This window comes from Streptomyces collinus Tu 365 (assembly GCF_000444875.1).
GTDB classification, from domain to species: domain Bacteria; phylum Actinomycetota; class Actinomycetes; order Streptomycetales; family Streptomycetaceae; genus Streptomyces; species Streptomyces collinus_A.
The window spans coordinates 7,484,854-7,499,492 of sequence record NC_021985.1 but is presented as its reverse complement, the minus strand read 5'-3'; the positions used below and the strand labels follow the sequence as shown (position 1 = coordinate 7,499,492).

Below are 14,639 nucleotides of genomic sequence, written 5' to 3'. Positions count from 1 at the left end.
CGGTCAGCCGCCCAGCACCCCCGGCAGGGCCAGCGCGCCCAGCGCGGTGGCGCCGAACAGCACCCAGGCCACGTAGTCGCCGACGTGGCCCGACTGCAGGCGGCGCAGCGGCACCGCCCAGCCGGGGACCCTGTTCACCCAGTTCGGGCGGGTCACGGCGAGCCCGGCCAGGCCCAGGGCGATCAGGGCGGAGAGCAGGCCCAGCAGGATGCCCGCCGCCGTCCACGCGGCGGCGGCGTGGGCGCCGCCCGAGCCGGCCTCGTTGACCGAGCGGGCCACCGTCCCGCCGAAGCCGGGGGCGACTCCGGCCGCGAAGGCGGCGCCGAGCAGCACGGCGGGCACGGCCGTCATGGAGTCGGGGATGCGGCTCAGCAGGCCGCCGGTCTCCGGCTCCTCGTCGGAGCCGCTGGTCTCGTACGCGGCGTCCTGCGGGCGCGGTCCGAGGCCGAGGAAGACCCGGGCGGTGACCCGCAGCACGGCGCCCCCGGTGACGGCGGACACGACGACGAAGACCACGGTGAGCGGGCCGCCGACCGCCTCCTCGGCGATCCCCTTGCCGAGCGCCGTGGCGAAGGGCGGCAGTCCGGCGAGGGCCAGCCCGCCGATGGCGAACATCACCCCGAACGCGCGCATCGCGCGGGCCCGGCCGTGCAGGGTGTGCTCGTCCACGCTGCCGAAGCGGTCCAGCAGGGCGCCGGTGCAGGCGAACAGGGCGGCCTTCACGCAGGCGTGCCCGACGATGTACAGCGCGATCCCGTCGTCGCCCTCGGGGGTCAGCACCCCGAGGCCGATGAGGAACAGTCCGGTGTGGGCGATCGTGGAGTAGGCGAGCAGCCGTTTGATGTGCCGCTGGTACCAGCACATGAGCGCGCCGACCACGGCGGTGAGGACGCCGAGCGTCACCAGGGCCCGGGTCAGGTCGGCGGCGGGGATGCCGCCGGGTCCGGCGAAGACGGTGGTGTACACGCGCCAGACGCCGTAGGAGCCGAGTTCGACCATGACGCCGGACAGCAGCATGCACACCGGGGTGGGCGCGACGGCGTGCGCGTCGGGGAGCCAGAAGTGGAACGGCACGGCGGCCGCCTTGACCAGCAGTCCCGTCAGGACCAGGACGAAGGCCGCGAGGACGAGGGCGTCGGGTCCGCCCGGGCCGGCCGTGGCGTCCAGTCCCCGCCCGATCTTCGCCAGCGCCAGCTCGCCGGTGCGGGCGTACAGCAGGCCGAGGCCCATCAGCAGCGCGTAGGCGCCCAGGGAGTTGACCACCCCGAAGCTCATGGCGCCCTGCACGGCCTTGGGTTCGTCGATGCGGGAGCCGGTCAGGGCGTAGGCGACAACGCTCATCAGCTCGAAGAACACGAACGCGTTGAACAGGTCGCCCGCGATCGCGAACCCGCACATGGCGGCCTGGAAGACCAGCATGAGGGCGGGGAAGGCGCCGGCGTGGCCGCGCGGCGGCTCGTCGAAGTAGCGCCAGGAGTAGGCGAGCGCCGCCAGGGTGAGCAGCGAGGCGAGCGTGGCCATGCCCAGCGCCGGGCCGTCCCCGACCACCACGATGCCGACGCTCTCGCCGTCGACCGGCCACCAGCCGCCGACCCATTCCACCAGCGGCGGGGAGGAGTGCAGGAGCAGCAGCACGGCGAGGGCGGCGGTGCCGCCCGAGACCACCAGGCCGGTGATCTCGGCGGCGGGCCGGGGCAGCAGCCGGCCCGTGGCCACCAGCAGGGTGGCGCCGAGCAGCGGGACGGCGACCAGCAGCGGGAGCAGGTGGTGCATCAGCCGCGCAGCTCTTTCAGTTCGTCGGGGTCGATCGTGCCGTGCAGTCTGGCGATCTGCAGGACGAGGGCGAGCAGCAGCGCGGTGACGGTGGCGCCGACGACGATGTCGGTGAGGGTGAGGGCCTGCACGACCGGGTCCACGACCGGCCGGGAGCCGGGCTTGATGTCGGAGAAGACCGGTGCGGTGCCGCCGTCGCGGTAGCCGACCGCCAGCAGCAGGATGTACGTGGCGCACTGGCACACGGCCAGGCAGCCGACGGCGTGGATCAGGTTCCGGCTGGTGGCGAGGCCGTAGCAGCCCGTCAGGAAGACGTAGGCGGCGACCAGGTAGGGCAGGACGTGCATCACGGCCATCTCAGCTCCCCTTGTCCTCTTCGATCTCGACGGCCTGGTCGAGGAAGCCGGCGAGGAGCACGACGACCGCGCTCGCCACCTCCATGCCGACGGCCGCGTTCAGCACCGGGACGGTGCCACCGGAGGACAGCGTGTTGAAGGTGCCGTACGGCAGCAGCGTGTTGGCCAGGAAGGCGGTGCCGGCCAGCACGCCGGCGAGCCCGGTGACGAGGTAGCCGCTGACGCCGAGCGCGTCGACGGCGGTGTACGCGCCGAGGGGACGGACGCGTTCCAGGGCGCCGTAGTCGGCGCCCAGGTACAGCAGGTGCAGCGCGGTCGCGGCGACGACGCCGCCCTGGAAGCCGCCGCCGGGGCTGAGCTGGCCGTGGGCGATGACGTAGACGCCGGTGACCAGGGCGACGGGCAGTACGAGCAGCGCGTAGCGGCGGACGGGCCGGGCCACCTCGGCGGGTTCGGGCCGGTCGCGGTGCTCGTCGCGGGTCTGCCGCAGGAGCACCACGCAGCCGAGGACGGCGGCGAACAGGATGCCGGTCTCGCCGAGGGTGTCGTAGGCGCGCTGGTCGAAGTTGACGGCGGCGATGGTGTTGGCGATGTGCCGGCTCAGGGAGGCGCGCACGGCGCGGTCGCCGTACGGGTGCCGCCGGCCGCCGAAGGCGGGCAGGTCGAGGCAGGCGGCGACCAGCAGGGCGGCGACGCCCGCGCCGCCGACGGCGAGCACCCACAGCCGCAGCCGGCGGCTCATCGCGCGCCGTCCTCGGACCGGCCGCGCCGTCTGACCTTGCGCACCGACAGCATGATCAGCAGCGGGGTGAGCGCGGAGCCCACCGCGAGCTGGGACAGCCCGACGTCCGGGGCCTGGAGCACGGTGAACAGGACCGCCAGGACGGTGCCGAGCACGGAGAGCACCAGGGCCTGCCGGGCCGGGTCGCGCACCGCCACGGCGGCGGTGGCGGCCCCGGCCACCAGGAGCAGGGCGACGACGATCACGGCATCGGCCATACGGCACCTCCCTCGTGAGCGCGACGCGGTCCGTCAGCCACCGCGCACCCCCCTGAACCCGCCCGCCAGGGCGGAGGAGGCGACCAGGTTCCCGCCGATCAGCAGGACACCGATCACCAGCACCTTCACCATCGCCCGGCCGGGTCCGGTGGCCACGCACACGGCGACGACCGCCACCGCGCTCAGCGCGGCGGCGGTCCAGGTCAGGCCCCAGGCCCGCGGTGGGTGGTCCGCCAGCTCGTCGGCGAGCAGGCGGGCGAAGACGAGGGTGCCGATCGGGGCCAGCAGGGCCATCAGCAGCGCGAGATCCACGTAGGCGGGACGGGCGTAGCCTTGGGAGAGCAGGAGCAGGGCCGGGCAGAGGGCGGAGGTGATCAGGTTCTGGGCCATGGCCCGGCGGGGCAGCGGGCCGGTGCAGACGCCCCACAGGGAGGCCGCCCCGGCCACGGCCAGTTCGACGGTGGCGGCGAGGATCCATCCGTTCACCGCCAGGTCACCGCCCGTCGCCCGGCCCGGGCCAGCACGGCCGCCGCGGCGGCCGCGCTCGCGCCGACGACGCGTTCGAGGGTGTCGACGGAGGTGATGAACACCAGCCACAGCAGGGCAAGTCCGGCCCACCAGGCGAGGAGTTCGGCCGCTGCCAGGAGGAGGGTGCGCGGGTCCGTGCGCCGGGTCATCCGCCACCTCCTCGGTCGGTTCCGGCCGCCCGCCACCGCGGGCTTCGTCCGTCGTGCCGCTTGGGGCATCCAAGCACCGCCCGGCCCGCGAGGTGCGGCGGCACGCGGACCCCGGGGCCGGAGTGCCCCGGGAGCGTGAACGGAAACCGGCGGTGTGCGCCCAGAGCCCCGCCGGCGGCGGCATTCCAGGCCGTTCGGCGGGTAACCGCCCTTCGGAACGGGGAAGTTGACGACTGGAGGACCGAATGGCCCGCACCGCCCTGAACCTGCCCGCGGCCCTGCGCCGCCCGACCAAGCGGGGCCGGGACGGGGAAGCCCGCCCCGAGCGCGTCCGGCCCGGAGAGGACCGCCGGGGCGGGCGCGGCGTGCTGGCGCGGGCCCGCGTGGGCCGGAAGCGGGCAGGGGAGGCCCGACCGGGGCCCGGACGGCACGTGCTGCCCCTTCCTCTGCGGCTGCTGGCCATGCTGGTCGCCTTCGCGTTCATGGTGGCGTTCGCGGTCGTCCTGGCCCGGCTCACGCTGCAGCCGTCACCGGCGTCGGTGGCCCTGACCCACAGCAACCTGCACCCGGGAAGCTCGCTTCGGGCCTACGTCGACCACGGCCAGTTCCGGGACACGGTCAAGCAGATCGGCGGCAACGTGCTGCTCGGCGTGCCGTTCGGGGTGCTGGTCCCGGTCCTGGCGCCGCGTGCCCGCGGCGTCCTGCACGTGGTGGCGCTCACGGCCCTGGTGATGCTGATGGTGGAGCTGGTGCAGGGGGCGCTGATCACCGGGCGGGCCTTCGACATCGACGACGTCATCCTGAACACGACCGGCGCGCTGCTCGGTTGGCTGTTCCTCGGGCGGCGGCTCGGGCGGGCGGTGCACGCGCGCGAGCCGCAGCCCGCGGACTGAGCGATCGTCAGGGAGCGGTCCGTACCAAGGTATTGACGCCTCGCTTATCTCACTCCTTAAATCAAGAGGCGTCACTCCCCCCACGCCGAACGGAGAGCCATGGCCTCCCCACGCCTGCTGCGCAGCTGCCTCTTCGCCGCCCTGTCCGCCGCGCTGGTCGGCTCCGTCGCCACCGGTCCGGCCCGGGCCCAGACCACCGCGCCCGCGGCCGCCGCCGTCAGCACCTTCTCCGACTCCTTCGACGGACCGGCCGGCTCCGCCGTCGACTCCTCGAAGTGGACGCTGGAGACCGGCGACAACGTCAACAACCACGAGCGGCAGTACTACACCTCGGGAACGAAGAACGCGGCTCTCGACGGGCAGGGCCACCTGGTGATCACGGCCCGCAAGGAGAACCCGGCCGGGTACCAGTGCTGGTACGGAAGCTGCCAGTACACCTCGGCCCGGCTGAACACGGCCGGCAGGTTCGACGCGCAGTACGGCCATGTCGAGGCCCGCATGAAGATCCCGCGCGGGCAGGGCATGTGGCCCGCGTTCTGGATGCTCGGCACGCCGGTCAACTGGCCGGACTCCGGGGAGATCGACGTGATGGAGAACGTCGGCTTCGAACCCTCCACGGTGCACGGCACGATCCACGGTCCCGGCTACTCCGGCTCGGGCGGCATCGGCGCCGGCTACTCGCTGCCGGGCGGCCAGGCCTTCGCGGACGCCTTCCACACCTTCGCCGTGGACTGGGCGCCCGACTCCCTCACCTGGTCGGTGGACGGCACCGTCTACCAGCGGCGCACCCCCGCCGACCTGGGCGGCCGGACGTGGGTCTTCAACAAGCCGTTCTTCCTGATCCTCAACCTGGCGGTCGGCGGCTACTGGCCGGGCGACCCCGACGGCTCCACCCCGCTGCCCGCCCAGCTCGTGGTCGACTCGGTGTCGGTGACGACGAGCGCCAGCGCGACCGGCGTGCCGATCCGGGGGCTGGCGGGCAAGTGCGTGGACGTCGCCGGCGCCGACCCCGCCAACGGCACCCCGGTCCAGCTCTACGACTGCAACGGCACCGCCGCCCAGTCGTGGACCGTCGGCGCGGACGGCACCGTGCGCGCGCTGGGCAAGTGCCTGGACGTCACCGGCAACGGCACGGCGGACGGCTCGACCGTGCAGCTCTGGGACTGCACGGGCGGCCCCAACCAGAAGTGGGCCGTCTCGGCGGCGCACGACATCGTCAACCCGCAGGCGAACAAGTGCCTCGACGTGACCGGCAACAACCCGGCCAACGGCACCCGGCTGCAGATCTGGAGCTGCTCCGGCGGCGCCAACCAGAAGTGGACGGTCGGCTGAGCCGGCGGCTCAGTGCAGTGTCCAGGTGTACTTGCCGCCTCCCACCCAGCGGACCGCGTCCGGGTCGTCCAGGTCGTGGATGGGGATGCCGTGGGAGGCGGCGGCCTCCAGGACGTCGGTGACGGTCCTGGCCTCGCCGATCACCTCGCCGTCGATCTCCATGATCCTGAACGGCGGCTCGCCGTGCCGGCCCGGACACACCCCGAGGACCTGGACCCGCGGATGGGCGATGTGAGGAACTCCTTGTTCAGTCATGCAATAGAGCCTAGAACGCCGCGCGGGCGTACGACTCGTCCGCGTCAGCCGTCCAGGAGACCGAGCACCGCCGCCTCCACCGCGCCCTGGGTGGCCGGCCGCCCGAAGTCCCCGTGCTCCCCCAGCCGGGCGAGCGCGGGGGCGATGGTCACGTCCTGCTCGAACAGCTCGAACACCCGCGGATCGATGTAGGAGGCCCGGCACACCGCCGGGGTGTTGCCCAGGTAGTGGCTGACCTCGCGGACCGCGCGTGCGGTCTGCCGGCGCCGGGCGGCGGCGGTGGCGCGGGCGCCCCGGGCGGCCACGGCGACCGCCACCGCCGCCAGCACCGTGGCGTGCCAGGTGCGGAAGTCCTTCGCGGTGACGTCGGTGCCGGAGAGCCGCCGCAGCGCCTCGTTCAGGTCGTCGCCGTGCAGGTCGTGCCAGCCGCCGCGGTCCCGGAAGGCGAGGAACCGGTCGCCGCCGCGCGGACGGCGCAGCAGGGCCCGGGCGACCGCGTACGCCTGGTCGTCGACGAGGGCCCGGACCATCCGGGTGCCGCCCTTGGCGGGGAACTCGAACGCGATCTCGCCCCGGCCGCAGCTCACGTGCTCGCGGAGCATCGTGGTCAGGCCGTAGGTCTCGCTGTTCCTGGTGTGCCGGTCGCTGCCGATGCGGAAGAAACCCAGGTCGAGCAGGCGGACCGCGCAGGCCGTGACCCGGTTGTGGCTCAGTCCGCGGCCCTTGAGGTCGGTCGTGACCCGGTCGCGCAGTTCGGGCAGGGCGCGGGCGACCTCGCGCACGTGCACGTGTTTGGCCTTGTCCTGCTCGGCCCGGAACCGCTCGTGGTACAGGTACTGGCGGCGTCCGGCCGCGTCGGTGCCGACGGCCTGGAGGTGGCCGTTGGGCCACGGGCAGATCCACACGTCGCGCCAGGCGGGCGGAATGGTCAGGGCGCGGACACGGGCCAGTTGGCCGGTGTCGGTGAGCGGCTCGCCGTCGGTGTCCCGGTAGCGGAAGCCGCGGCCGCAGCGGACCCGGGTGAAGCCCGGCTGCTCGCAGGAGCTGGTGCGCAGTCTCATGGCCGGCTCAGGGACGGCGCCAGTCGTCGCCGGTCAGGTGCGATCCGGCCTGCGGCCCCATGCGGAGCATGCCGCCGTCCACGCTCCAGGAGGCGCCGGTGACGTAGGAGGCGTCGGGGCTCGCGAGGAAGGCGATGACGGCGGCGACCTCACGGGCGTCGCCGGGCCGTCCGAGGGGGATGCCCGGGCGCCGCTCGGTGTGCGGGTCGACGTCCTCCTGACCGGTCATCGGGGTGGCGATCTCGCCGGGGGCCACCGCGTTCACGGTGATGCCGTGCTCGGCCAGTTCCAGGGCCATCACCTGGGTGAGCAGGCCGAGTCCGCCCTTGGCCGCGCAGTACGGCGCGGCGCCCACCCGGGGCTGGTGCTCGTGCACGGACGTCACGTTGACGATGCGGCCGCCGCCGCCCTGCCGGATCATCTGCCGGGCCGCCTTCTGCCCGCACAGGAAGGGGCCGACGAGGTCCACGTCGAGCACCCGCCGCACGTCGTCGAGGGTGAGGTCGAGGTACGGCGTCATGGTGCCCGTCCCCGCGTTGTTGACCAGGACGTCCAGCCGGCCCAGCTCGGCACACAGCTCGTCCACGGTGTCGGCGGCGCCGGGCAGCCGGGTGAGGTCCAGGTGGGCGACGGCGGCGCGGCGGCCCGCAGCGCGGACCTCCTCGGCGGTCTCCCGGGCGCCCTTCTCGTCGGTGTGCCAGGTGATGCCGACGTCCAGCCCCTGCTCGGCCAGCCGCACCGCGGTCGCACGGCCGATGCCGCTGTCGCCACCGGTGATCACGGCCGTTCGCTGCGTGTCCGGTTCGGGCATGACCCGGCTCCTCGGATGGTCGCTCGGTCGGGTGTCCGCAGTACCCGTGGGCATCGCCGGCAAACGCCCGCGCTCCTGCCCCCGAACGTGGTGGAGCCGAGCCCCGGCCCCCGTGAGCGCCGCCCCGGGGACGCCGGACGGGCAGGGCTCGGCCGACGGGTTCCGCGCGCCGCTCGTGGTCGTGGGTGTCACGCTGGGGGGCATGGATCCCGTCGCCGCCCTGGACCGGATCGCCTTCCTGCTGGAGCGGTCGCTGGCGCCCACGTACCGGGTGAGGGCCTTTCGCACCGCCTCCCGGACGCTGGCCGCCCTGCCGGAGGGCGAGGTGGGCGAACGGGTGTCGGCCGGGACGCTGGAGTCGCTGAAGGGGGTCGGCCCGAAGACCGCGCAGGTGGTGCGGGAGGCCCTGGCCGGGGAGGTGCCCGGGTACCTGCGCAAGCTGGAGGAGGAGGCCGGGGCGCGCGAGAGCACCGGCCCCGGCGCGGAGCTGCGGGCCCTGCTGCGCGGGGACTGCCACACGCACTCGGACTGGTCGGACGGCGGCAGCCCGATCGAGGAGATGGGGCGTGCGGCGATCGGGCTCGGCCATGAGTGGACGGTCCTGACCGACCACTCGCCCCGGCTCACCGTCGCCCGGGGCCTGTCCCCCGAACGGCTGCGCGAGCAACTGGACGTGGTGGCCGCGCTGAACGCGACCTGGGCGCCGTTCCGGCTGCTCACCGGCATCGAGTGCGACATCCTCGACGACGGCTCGCTCGACCAGGAACCCGAACTGCTGGAGCGGCTGGACGTCGTGGTCGTGTCCGTGCACTCCAAGCTGCGGATGGACGCCCCCTCGATGACCCGCCGGATGGTGGCCGCCGTCCGCGACCCGCACGCGGACGTCCTCGGCCACTGCACCGGTCGCCTGGTCACCGGCCGGGGGCGGCCCGAGTCGGAGTTCGACGCGGACGAGGTGTTCGCCGCCTGCGCCGAGTCGGGCACGGCCGTGGAGATCAACAGCCGTCCCGAGCGGCTCGACCCGCCGCGGCGGCTGCTGCGGGCGGCCGTGGCGGCCGGGGTGCTGTTCTCGATCGACACCGACGCGCACGCCCCGGGCCAGCTCGACTGGCAGATCCTCGGCTGTGCCCGGGCCGAGGAGTGCGGGGTGCCCGCCGAACGGGTGGTGACCGCGTGGTCCGCCGAGGAACTGCTGGCCTGGACCCGTCAGGGCCGGACGCCCGCACGTGTGACCGCCTCCTGACGCGCGTGGCGGCCCCCCGACGTGGTACCCGGCCCACGGAACGGAAGAAAGGACCCCTCCGGATGGACCGCGCCGCCGTGTTCGACGTCGACGGAACCCTCGTCGACACCAATCATCTGCACGTCGTCACCTGGTGGGAGGCGTTCCGCCAGGCGGGCCACCGGGTGCCCATGCACGCCGTGCACCGGGCCGTGGGCCTCGGTTCCACCGATCTGATCGCCCATCTGCTGGGCGACGACCGGGACGAGGAGCAGGACGCCACGCTGAACGCCGCCCACAAGGCGCTGTACGGCCAGTACTTCGACCGCCTGCCCCCGCTGCCGGGGGCCGGGGAGCTGCTGCGCCGGCTGCACCGGGACGGCTGGCGGGTGGTGCTCGCCACCTCCGCGAGCGGCGCCGAGCTGGGCGCGCTGCGCCGGGCGATCGACGCCGACGAGGCGATCGACGGCACCGCGAGCGCCGACGACGTGGAGCGGGGCAAGCCCGCGCCCGAGCCGGTGGAACACGCCCTGGAACTGGCCGGGGTGCCCGCCTCCCGGGCGGTGTTCGTCGGGGACACCGTGTGGGACATGCGGGCGGGCGGCAAGGCCGGGGTGCACTGCGTGGGCCTGCTGTGCGGCGGGATCCCGCGGGCCGACCTGGAGGAGGCCGGGGCGCGCTCGGTGTACGCCGACCCCGCCGACCTGCTGGACCGGCTGGACGGGAGCCCGCTGGCCTGAGCGTTGCCGGGGGTGACCGAGGTCACGCGGCCCGGCTGGAACACCCCAAGGTGGTTGCCCGTTGAACCAGCCGTGGGAGCGGACGGGACAGTGTCCCCGGGCCTCACCTCTCGCCCACAGGGAAGATCGTCCGGCTGAAGCCCTGTGGAGCCCTTCGCCGCGAGGCGACCGCCGTCCGCGCCCACCACCTGACCGCCCCGGTCGTGATTCCCCCGTCGCGACCGGGGCTTCCCCTTGCCCCCGTCACTGCCGGGGGCTTTCCCGTGCCGGCGCCGTGTGCGCGCGCCCCGCACGGGTACCCGGCGGGTCCCCCGAAGCCGCCGCGGGAAGGAGCCGAAGGTGAGCAGCGCAACGGGCAGCAGGGTCGTGGTCACGGGCGCCACCGGGAACGTCGGTACGAGTGTGGTGCGCCTGCTCTCGGAGGACCCCGGGGTCAAGTCCGTGCGGGGTCTCGCACGGCGCAGGCCCGAGTGGTCCCCGGAGAAGGTGGAGTGGGGCACGGTCGACCTGGCGTCCGAGACGGCGAACCTGGCCGAACGGTTCGAGGGCGCCGACGCCGTCGTCCATCTGGCCTGGGCGTTCCAGCCCACCCACGATCCGGTCGCCACCTGGCGGACCAACGTGCTGGGCAGCATGCGGGTGTTCGAGGCGGTCGCCGCGGCCCGGGTGCCGGTGCTGGTGCACGCCTCCTCGGTGGGCGCCTACTCGCCCGGCCCCAAGGACCACGCCGTGGACGAGTCGTGGCCCACGCACGGCTGGCCGGACGCCGCTTACTGCCGGGAGAAGGCGTACCTGGAACGCGCCCTGGACACCTTCGAGCGCGACCACCCCGAGGTACGGGTGGTGCGGATGCGCCCGGCGTTCCTGTTCAAGTGGGAGTCGGCGAGCGAGCAGCGGCGGATCTTCGGCGGCCGGTTCCTGCCGGGCCCGCTGGCCCGGCCCGAGGTGCTGCCGTTCCTGCCGGACATCCCCGGACTGCGGGTGCAGGCGCTGCACACCGACGACGCCGCCGAGGCCTACCGTCTCGCGGTGCACTCGGAGACCGCCCGCGGCGCCTTCAACCTCGCCGCCGATCCGCCGGTCGACGCGGCCCTGCTGGGCGAGCTGCTCGGCACCCGCCCGGTGCGGCTGCCGCGCACGGCGGCCCGCTCGGCGATCGCCGCGGCCTGGGGGCTGCGGCTGCTGCCCGCGTCCCCGCACCTGTTCGACGCGGTCCTGCGGCTGCCGCTGATGGACTGCGCCCGGGCGCACACCGAACTCGGCTGGCGCCCGCGGCGCACGGCGGACGAGGTGGTGCGGGAGTTCCTGGAGGGCCTGCGGAAGGGCGGCGGGATGGAGACCGAACCGATGCGGGGCCGCAAGGTCGGCTGAGCCGGCACCGAGCCGAGGAGGACACCCATGACGGCACAGCGTGACCCGGAGAGCGGTCAGCCGGTCCGCCCGGTCCCGCGCGACCTGCCCGACCAGCAGGCGCGCCCCGGCGGCGACCCGTGGGACGCGGCCGCGCGCCCCGCGTCGAGGAACGAACCCGCGCCGCCGGAGGACGACACGGAACCGGACGCCCCCGACACCGACGAGGCCGGCAGCGGCCCCCGGAACGGACCGCCCGCCCAGACGGACCAGCAGACCCCGACGGACGAGCCGACCCCGGAGGAACCCACGGCCTGAACCGGTTTCGTACGCTCTCACGTCGCGCCGGACGCCGTCCGGCCGGCGCCACGACCCGGGACTCACGCGCCGACGGCCCCGAGCCGACCGCCTGACGAGGCGCACCTGCGCCACGGCCCGTGCGCTCACGCGGCCGACGGCCCCAAGCCGACCGCCTGAGAGGCGCACCCATGCCGCCGGTCCCGTCCGGCTCGCGGCCGTCCAGCGCGCCGAATTTGCCGACGACGGCGTCTCGGAGGCCGGTCCCGGCGGCGGGTGTTCGGCACCCGCCTGAGGCGGGCTGGGTGGAAAATCCGGCCGGCCCGCCACCGACCGGTACGGCGTGACGGACCCGGCCAGGCGCACGGCCGACCGCCGGCCGCCCAGCGGCGGGCCGCCGCCGGCTCTCCCCACCAGGCAGGGCGCCGCCCCCGGTGGCGAACCCCGCGCAGCTCCCCCATGCGGACCCCCGCCCCCCCGGGCGGCCCCCGCAAATCCAGTACGGTACGGAACCCCTCCGGCCCCGGTGCGCGAAACCCTCCCGCGCACCGCCGGAGGCGTCAGCGGGGAGCGCGTTCCTCCAGGGCCGCGCGCCAGGCCGGGTGGCGGTCGGCCGCGGCCGGTTCGGCGCGGCGGCCGCCGCGGGTGAAGAAGTCGGCGAGCGGGAGGATGGCCGCGCCGACGGTGACCGCGTCCGGGCCGAGCCTGCCGAGGTCGATGCCCACCTTGTCGGCCGGGTGGCGCAGGGCGTACGTCGAGGCGTGGCGGCGTACGGCGGGCAGGAAGCGGGTGCCGAGCTGGAGCCCGGCCCAGCCGCCGATGAGGATCTTCTCGGGCTGGAACAGGTTGATCAGGTCGGACAGGCCGGCGCCGAGGTACTCGGCGGTCTCCTCCAGGACGGCGAGCGCGACCGGGTCGGGGTCGCCGTCGCCGGCCGGGTAGGCGGCGGCGAGCATCGCGGTGAGCGCCGTCTCCTCGTCCACGCCCTCGGGCGGCCGTCCGCCCTCCTCGCGCCAGCGGGCGAGCAGCGACTCGGCGCCGGCGTAGGCCTCCAGGCAGCCCGGCGCCCCGCACCGGCAGCGGCGGCCGCGGACCCGTACCGTCAGGTGACCCCACTCCACGGCGCGCCCGTGCTCCACGTCGGGGGTGACCAGGCAGGCGCCGACGCCGGAGCCGAAGAGCACGACCACGGCGTTGCGCGCACCGCGTCCGGCACCGAACCACATCTCGGCCTGGCCCAGGGTCTTGGCGCCGTTGTCGATGAAGTACCGCACGCTGTCCGGGAGTCGGGAGGAGGCGCGGAGCAGTTCCTCGAGCGGGACCGCGGACCAGCCGATGGTCTGCCCGTGCACCACGGCCCCGCGGTCGGCGGTGTGCTCGACGATGCCGGGGACGCCGACGCCGACGCCGAGCAGCCGCTCGGGCACGGCCGCCTCGGCCGCGAGCACCTCGGCGATGCCGTCGCGGATGTGGCCGACGATGACGTCGACGTCGTAGCCCTGCTGGGTCAGCGGGCGCTCGGCGCGGGCGAGTTCGGTGAGGCCGAGATCGAACAGCTCGACCCTGACCCGGGTCTCGCCGACGTCGACGCCGATCATCTGCCCGCTGTGCGGGGCCACGCGCAGCAGGGTGCGGGGGCGGCCGCCGTCGGAGTCGACGCTGCCGGCCTCCTCCACGAGACCGTCGGCGACGAGGTCCGCGACCACGTTGCTGACCGAGCCGGAGCTGAGTCCGGTGGCGGGGCCCAGCTCGAAGCGGCTGAGCGGGCCGTCGAAGTAGAGCCGCTGCAGCACGGCCGTGCGGTTGCCCCGCCTGAGGTCGCGTACCGTGCGCCCGTTCCGCCCCGCCATGTGGTTCCCTCCGAACCTTGTCCCGACCTGCAACATACCCTCCGGAACAGGCCGGACGCGACTTTCCGACAACCCTTATTTCATGTAATGAGCGAAGCGGCCGGTCCCGGTGACCGGCCCGGAACGGCCCGCACGGCTCTCCCGCTCCCCCACCCCACACCTCCCCCGCGCGCCCCCGACGCCCAGGGTACGGAAGGCCGGACGCCCTCGGGGGTGCGCGGGAAATCCGCTCGCCCGCCTCCCGCGGCCTCCTTAGGCTGGCCAAGAACCTAGACCCCCTAGGTTTCTCCTGGCACGGAGATCCGGAAGGACGCCCCGATGAGACCCCTCACCGAGCAGGACATCCGCGGCTCGTTCGTCAACTGCTCCAAGGGCGAGGCCAAGCGGCTCGCGGTGCCCCGGGACCTCGGCGAACGGCCGTGGGACGATCTCGACTTCCTCGGCTGGCGGGATCCCGGCGCGCCCGACCGCAGCTATCTGGTGGTGGAGCGCGAGGGCCGCCCCGTCGGTGTCGCCCTGCGCTTCCCGGTCTCGCGCCGCGGGTTCCTGCACCGGAGCATGTGCTCGGTGTGCCTGACGACGCATCCGGGCGGCGGGGTGTCGCTGATGACCGCGCGGAAGGCGGGCACGGCGGGGCGCGAGGGCAACTCCGTGGGCGTGTACATGTGCACCGACCTCCAGTGCCCGCTGTACGTGCGCGGCAGGAAGGTGCCGGACTCCGGGGCCCGCCTCGAGGAGAGCCTGACCCTCGGCGAGCAGATCGCGCGGACGGCCCGCAACCTCTCCGCCTTCCTCGACAAGCTGTACGTCTGAGCCCGCACGTCCGCGCGGCAGCGCCCGCACGTCGGCCCGCCGCGCGGGGCCGGCCGTCCGGCCGAAAAGCGCCGGTGCCCGGCCGGGCGCCGGTGGCCGTGGGGGCCGTACGGTCCGCCCGGCGGACGGCGGGCGCGCGCCACGCCGTGGGCCGGTACCCCGCCCACCGCTTCCCGCAGGCAGGCGTGCACCCGGGTGAGTACCCCGCCG

At 74.7% G+C, this 14,639-nt stretch carries 17 protein-coding genes; 7 read left to right on the top strand and 10 right to left on the bottom strand.

Annotated elements, in window-relative coordinates; genetic code table 11:
* Positions 1 to 3: 3 nt before the first annotated feature.
* The 6 genes from B446_RS32520 to B446_RS32495 are packed head-to-tail and all read right to left on the bottom strand — an operon-like array spanning position 4 to position 3,805.
* Positions 4 to 1,773 (bottom strand): complex I subunit 5 family protein, encoded by a 1,770-nt coding sequence (locus B446_RS32520; protein WP_020943697.1) that lies wholly within the window; start codon positions 1,771 to 1,773, stop codon positions 4 to 6.
* The gene (locus B446_RS32515) at positions 1,773 to 2,120 is read right to left on the bottom strand and encodes a sodium:proton antiporter (protein ID WP_043479558.1); all 348 of its coding nucleotides are present in this window, start codon (positions 2,118 to 2,120) and stop codon (positions 1,773 to 1,775) included. The genes B446_RS32520 and B446_RS32515 overlap by 1 nt, the downstream gene beginning before the upstream one ends.
* Positions 2,121 to 2,130: 10 nt before the next feature.
* Positions 2,131 to 2,871 (bottom strand): MnhB domain-containing protein, encoded by a 741-nt coding sequence (locus tag B446_RS32510; RefSeq protein WP_020943695.1) that lies wholly within the window; start codon positions 2,869 to 2,871, stop codon positions 2,131 to 2,133.
* Entirely contained in the window at positions 2,868 to 3,128 is a 261-nt protein-coding gene (locus B446_RS32505; RefSeq protein WP_020943694.1) for a Na(+)/H(+) antiporter subunit B, read from the bottom strand. Before B446_RS32505 ends, B446_RS32510 begins: the two co-directional genes overlap by 4 nt.
* Before the next feature lie 33 nt (positions 3,129 to 3,161).
* Positions 3,162 to 3,614, bottom strand: coding sequence for a monovalent cation/H+ antiporter complex subunit F (locus B446_RS32500; RefSeq protein ID WP_020943693.1), 453 nt, complete (start codon positions 3,612 to 3,614; stop codon positions 3,162 to 3,164).
* The gene (locus B446_RS32495) at positions 3,611 to 3,805 is read right to left on the bottom strand and encodes a hypothetical protein (RefSeq protein ID WP_020943692.1); all 195 of its coding nucleotides are present in this window, start codon (positions 3,803 to 3,805) and stop codon (positions 3,611 to 3,613) included. The genes B446_RS32500 and B446_RS32495 overlap by 4 nt, the downstream gene beginning before the upstream one ends.
* 245 nt (positions 3,806 to 4,050) lie before the next feature.
* Here B446_RS32495 and B446_RS32490 point away from each other — a divergent pair, with 245 nt between their 5' ends.
* Positions 4,051 to 4,698: a VanZ family protein gene (locus B446_RS32490; protein ID WP_020943691.1), complete on the top strand. Its 648-nt coding sequence runs from the start codon at positions 4,051 to 4,053 to the stop codon at positions 4,696 to 4,698.
* 99 nt (positions 4,699 to 4,797) lie between these two features.
* Positions 4,798 to 6,030: a ricin-type beta-trefoil lectin domain protein gene (locus tag B446_RS32485; RefSeq protein WP_020943690.1), complete on the top strand. Its 1,233-nt coding sequence runs from the start codon at positions 4,798 to 4,800 to the stop codon at positions 6,028 to 6,030.
* Between the two features lie 9 nt (positions 6,031 to 6,039).
* Here the strand turns inward: B446_RS32485 and B446_RS32480 are convergent, their stop codons facing one another.
* Genes B446_RS32480 through B446_RS32470 form a run of 3 tightly spaced genes read right to left on the bottom strand, consistent with a single transcriptional unit; the run spans position 6,040 to position 8,157 of the window.
* Entirely contained in the window at positions 6,040 to 6,285 is a 246-nt protein-coding gene (locus tag B446_RS32480) for a hypothetical protein (RefSeq protein WP_043476891.1), read from the bottom strand.
* A 44-nt stretch (positions 6,286 to 6,329) separates the two neighbouring features.
* On the bottom strand, positions 6,330 to 7,346 hold the full coding sequence (locus B446_RS32475) for a DNA topoisomerase IB (protein ID WP_020943688.1): 1,017 nt from the start codon (positions 7,344 to 7,346) through the stop codon (positions 6,330 to 6,332).
* Positions 7,347 to 7,353: 7 nt separating this feature from the next.
* Positions 7,354 to 8,157, bottom strand: coding sequence for an SDR family oxidoreductase (locus B446_RS32470; RefSeq protein WP_020943687.1), 804 nt, complete (start codon positions 8,155 to 8,157; stop codon positions 7,354 to 7,356).
* 202 nt (positions 8,158 to 8,359) lie between these two features.
* On the opposite strand from B446_RS32470, the gene B446_RS32465 reads away from it, so the two are divergent.
* The 4 genes from B446_RS32465 (at position 8,360) to B446_RS32450 (ending at position 11,787) form a co-directional block, all read left to right on the top strand.
* On the top strand, positions 8,360 to 9,400 hold the full coding sequence (locus tag B446_RS32465; protein WP_043479554.1) for a PHP domain-containing protein: 1,041 nt from the start codon (positions 8,360 to 8,362) through the stop codon (positions 9,398 to 9,400).
* Between the two features lie 62 nt (positions 9,401 to 9,462).
* Positions 9,463 to 10,119, top strand: a complete 657-nt coding sequence (locus tag B446_RS32460) for an HAD family hydrolase (RefSeq protein ID WP_020943685.1) — start codon at positions 9,463 to 9,465, stop codon at positions 10,117 to 10,119.
* A 339-nt stretch (positions 10,120 to 10,458) separates the two neighbouring features.
* Positions 10,459 to 11,490: an SDR family oxidoreductase gene (locus B446_RS32455; protein WP_043476889.1), complete on the top strand. Its 1,032-nt coding sequence runs from the start codon at positions 10,459 to 10,461 to the stop codon at positions 11,488 to 11,490.
* Positions 11,491 to 11,517: 27 nt separating this feature from the next.
* On the top strand, positions 11,518 to 11,787 hold the full coding sequence (locus B446_RS32450) for a hypothetical protein (protein ID WP_020943683.1): 270 nt from the start codon (positions 11,518 to 11,520) through the stop codon (positions 11,785 to 11,787).
* A gap of 539 nt (positions 11,788 to 12,326) precedes the next feature.
* On the opposite strand, the gene B446_RS32445 is transcribed toward B446_RS32450, so the two are convergent.
* Positions 12,327 to 13,616, bottom strand: coding sequence for an ROK family transcriptional regulator (locus tag B446_RS32445; RefSeq protein ID WP_020943682.1), 1,290 nt, complete (start codon positions 13,614 to 13,616; stop codon positions 12,327 to 12,329).
* A 318-nt stretch (positions 13,617 to 13,934) separates the two neighbouring features.
* On the opposite strand from B446_RS32445, the gene B446_RS32440 reads away from it, so the two are divergent.
* The gene (locus B446_RS32440; RefSeq protein WP_020943681.1) at positions 13,935 to 14,429 is read left to right on the top strand and encodes an FBP domain-containing protein; all 495 of its coding nucleotides are present in this window, start codon (positions 13,935 to 13,937) and stop codon (positions 14,427 to 14,429) included.
* The last annotated feature ends 210 nt before the right edge of the window (positions 14,430 to 14,639 follow it).

Bases quoted from the DNA above. Each gene is read 5' to 3' on its own strand.
- B446_RS32475 (WP_020943688.1), bottom strand. From the start codon at position 7,346: ATGAGACTGCGCACCAGCTCCTGCGAGCAGCCGGGCTTCACCCGGGTC.
- B446_RS32495 (WP_020943692.1), bottom strand. From the start codon at position 3,805: ATGACCCGGCGCACGGACCCGCGCACCCTCCTCCTGGCAGCGGCCGAA.
- B446_RS32480 (WP_043476891.1), bottom strand. From the start codon at position 6,285: ATGACTGAACAAGGAGTTCCTCACATCGCCCATCCGCGGGTCCAGGTC.
- B446_RS32460 (WP_020943685.1), top strand. From the start codon at position 9,463: ATGGACCGCGCCGCCGTGTTCGACGTCGACGGAACCCTCGTCGACACC.
- B446_RS32485 (WP_020943690.1), top strand. From the start codon at position 4,798: ATGGCCTCCCCACGCCTGCTGCGCAGCTGCCTCTTCGCCGCCCTGTCC.
- B446_RS32470 (WP_020943687.1), bottom strand. From the start codon at position 8,157: ATGCCCGAACCGGACACGCAGCGAACGGCCGTGATCACCGGTGGCGAC.
- B446_RS32510 (WP_020943695.1), bottom strand. From the start codon at position 2,871: ATGAGCCGCCGGCTGCGGCTGTGGGTGCTCGCCGTCGGCGGCGCGGGC.
- B446_RS32440 (WP_020943681.1), top strand. From the start codon at position 13,935: ATGAGACCCCTCACCGAGCAGGACATCCGCGGCTCGTTCGTCAACTGC.
- B446_RS32445 (WP_020943682.1), bottom strand. From the start codon at position 13,616: ATGGCGGGGCGGAACGGGCGCACGGTACGCGACCTCAGGCGGGGCAAC.
- B446_RS32465 (WP_043479554.1), top strand. From the start codon at position 8,360: ATGGATCCCGTCGCCGCCCTGGACCGGATCGCCTTCCTGCTGGAGCGG.
- B446_RS32505 (WP_020943694.1), bottom strand. From the start codon at position 3,128: ATGGCCGATGCCGTGATCGTCGTCGCCCTGCTCCTGGTGGCCGGGGCC.
- B446_RS32450 (WP_020943683.1), top strand. From the start codon at position 11,518: ATGACGGCACAGCGTGACCCGGAGAGCGGTCAGCCGGTCCGCCCGGTC.
- B446_RS32490 (WP_020943691.1), top strand. From the start codon at position 4,051: ATGGCCCGCACCGCCCTGAACCTGCCCGCGGCCCTGCGCCGCCCGACC.
- B446_RS32520 (WP_020943697.1), bottom strand. From the start codon at position 1,773: ATGCACCACCTGCTCCCGCTGCTGGTCGCCGTCCCGCTGCTCGGCGCC.
- B446_RS32515 (WP_043479558.1), bottom strand. From the start codon at position 2,120: ATGCACGTCCTGCCCTACCTGGTCGCCGCCTACGTCTTCCTGACGGGC.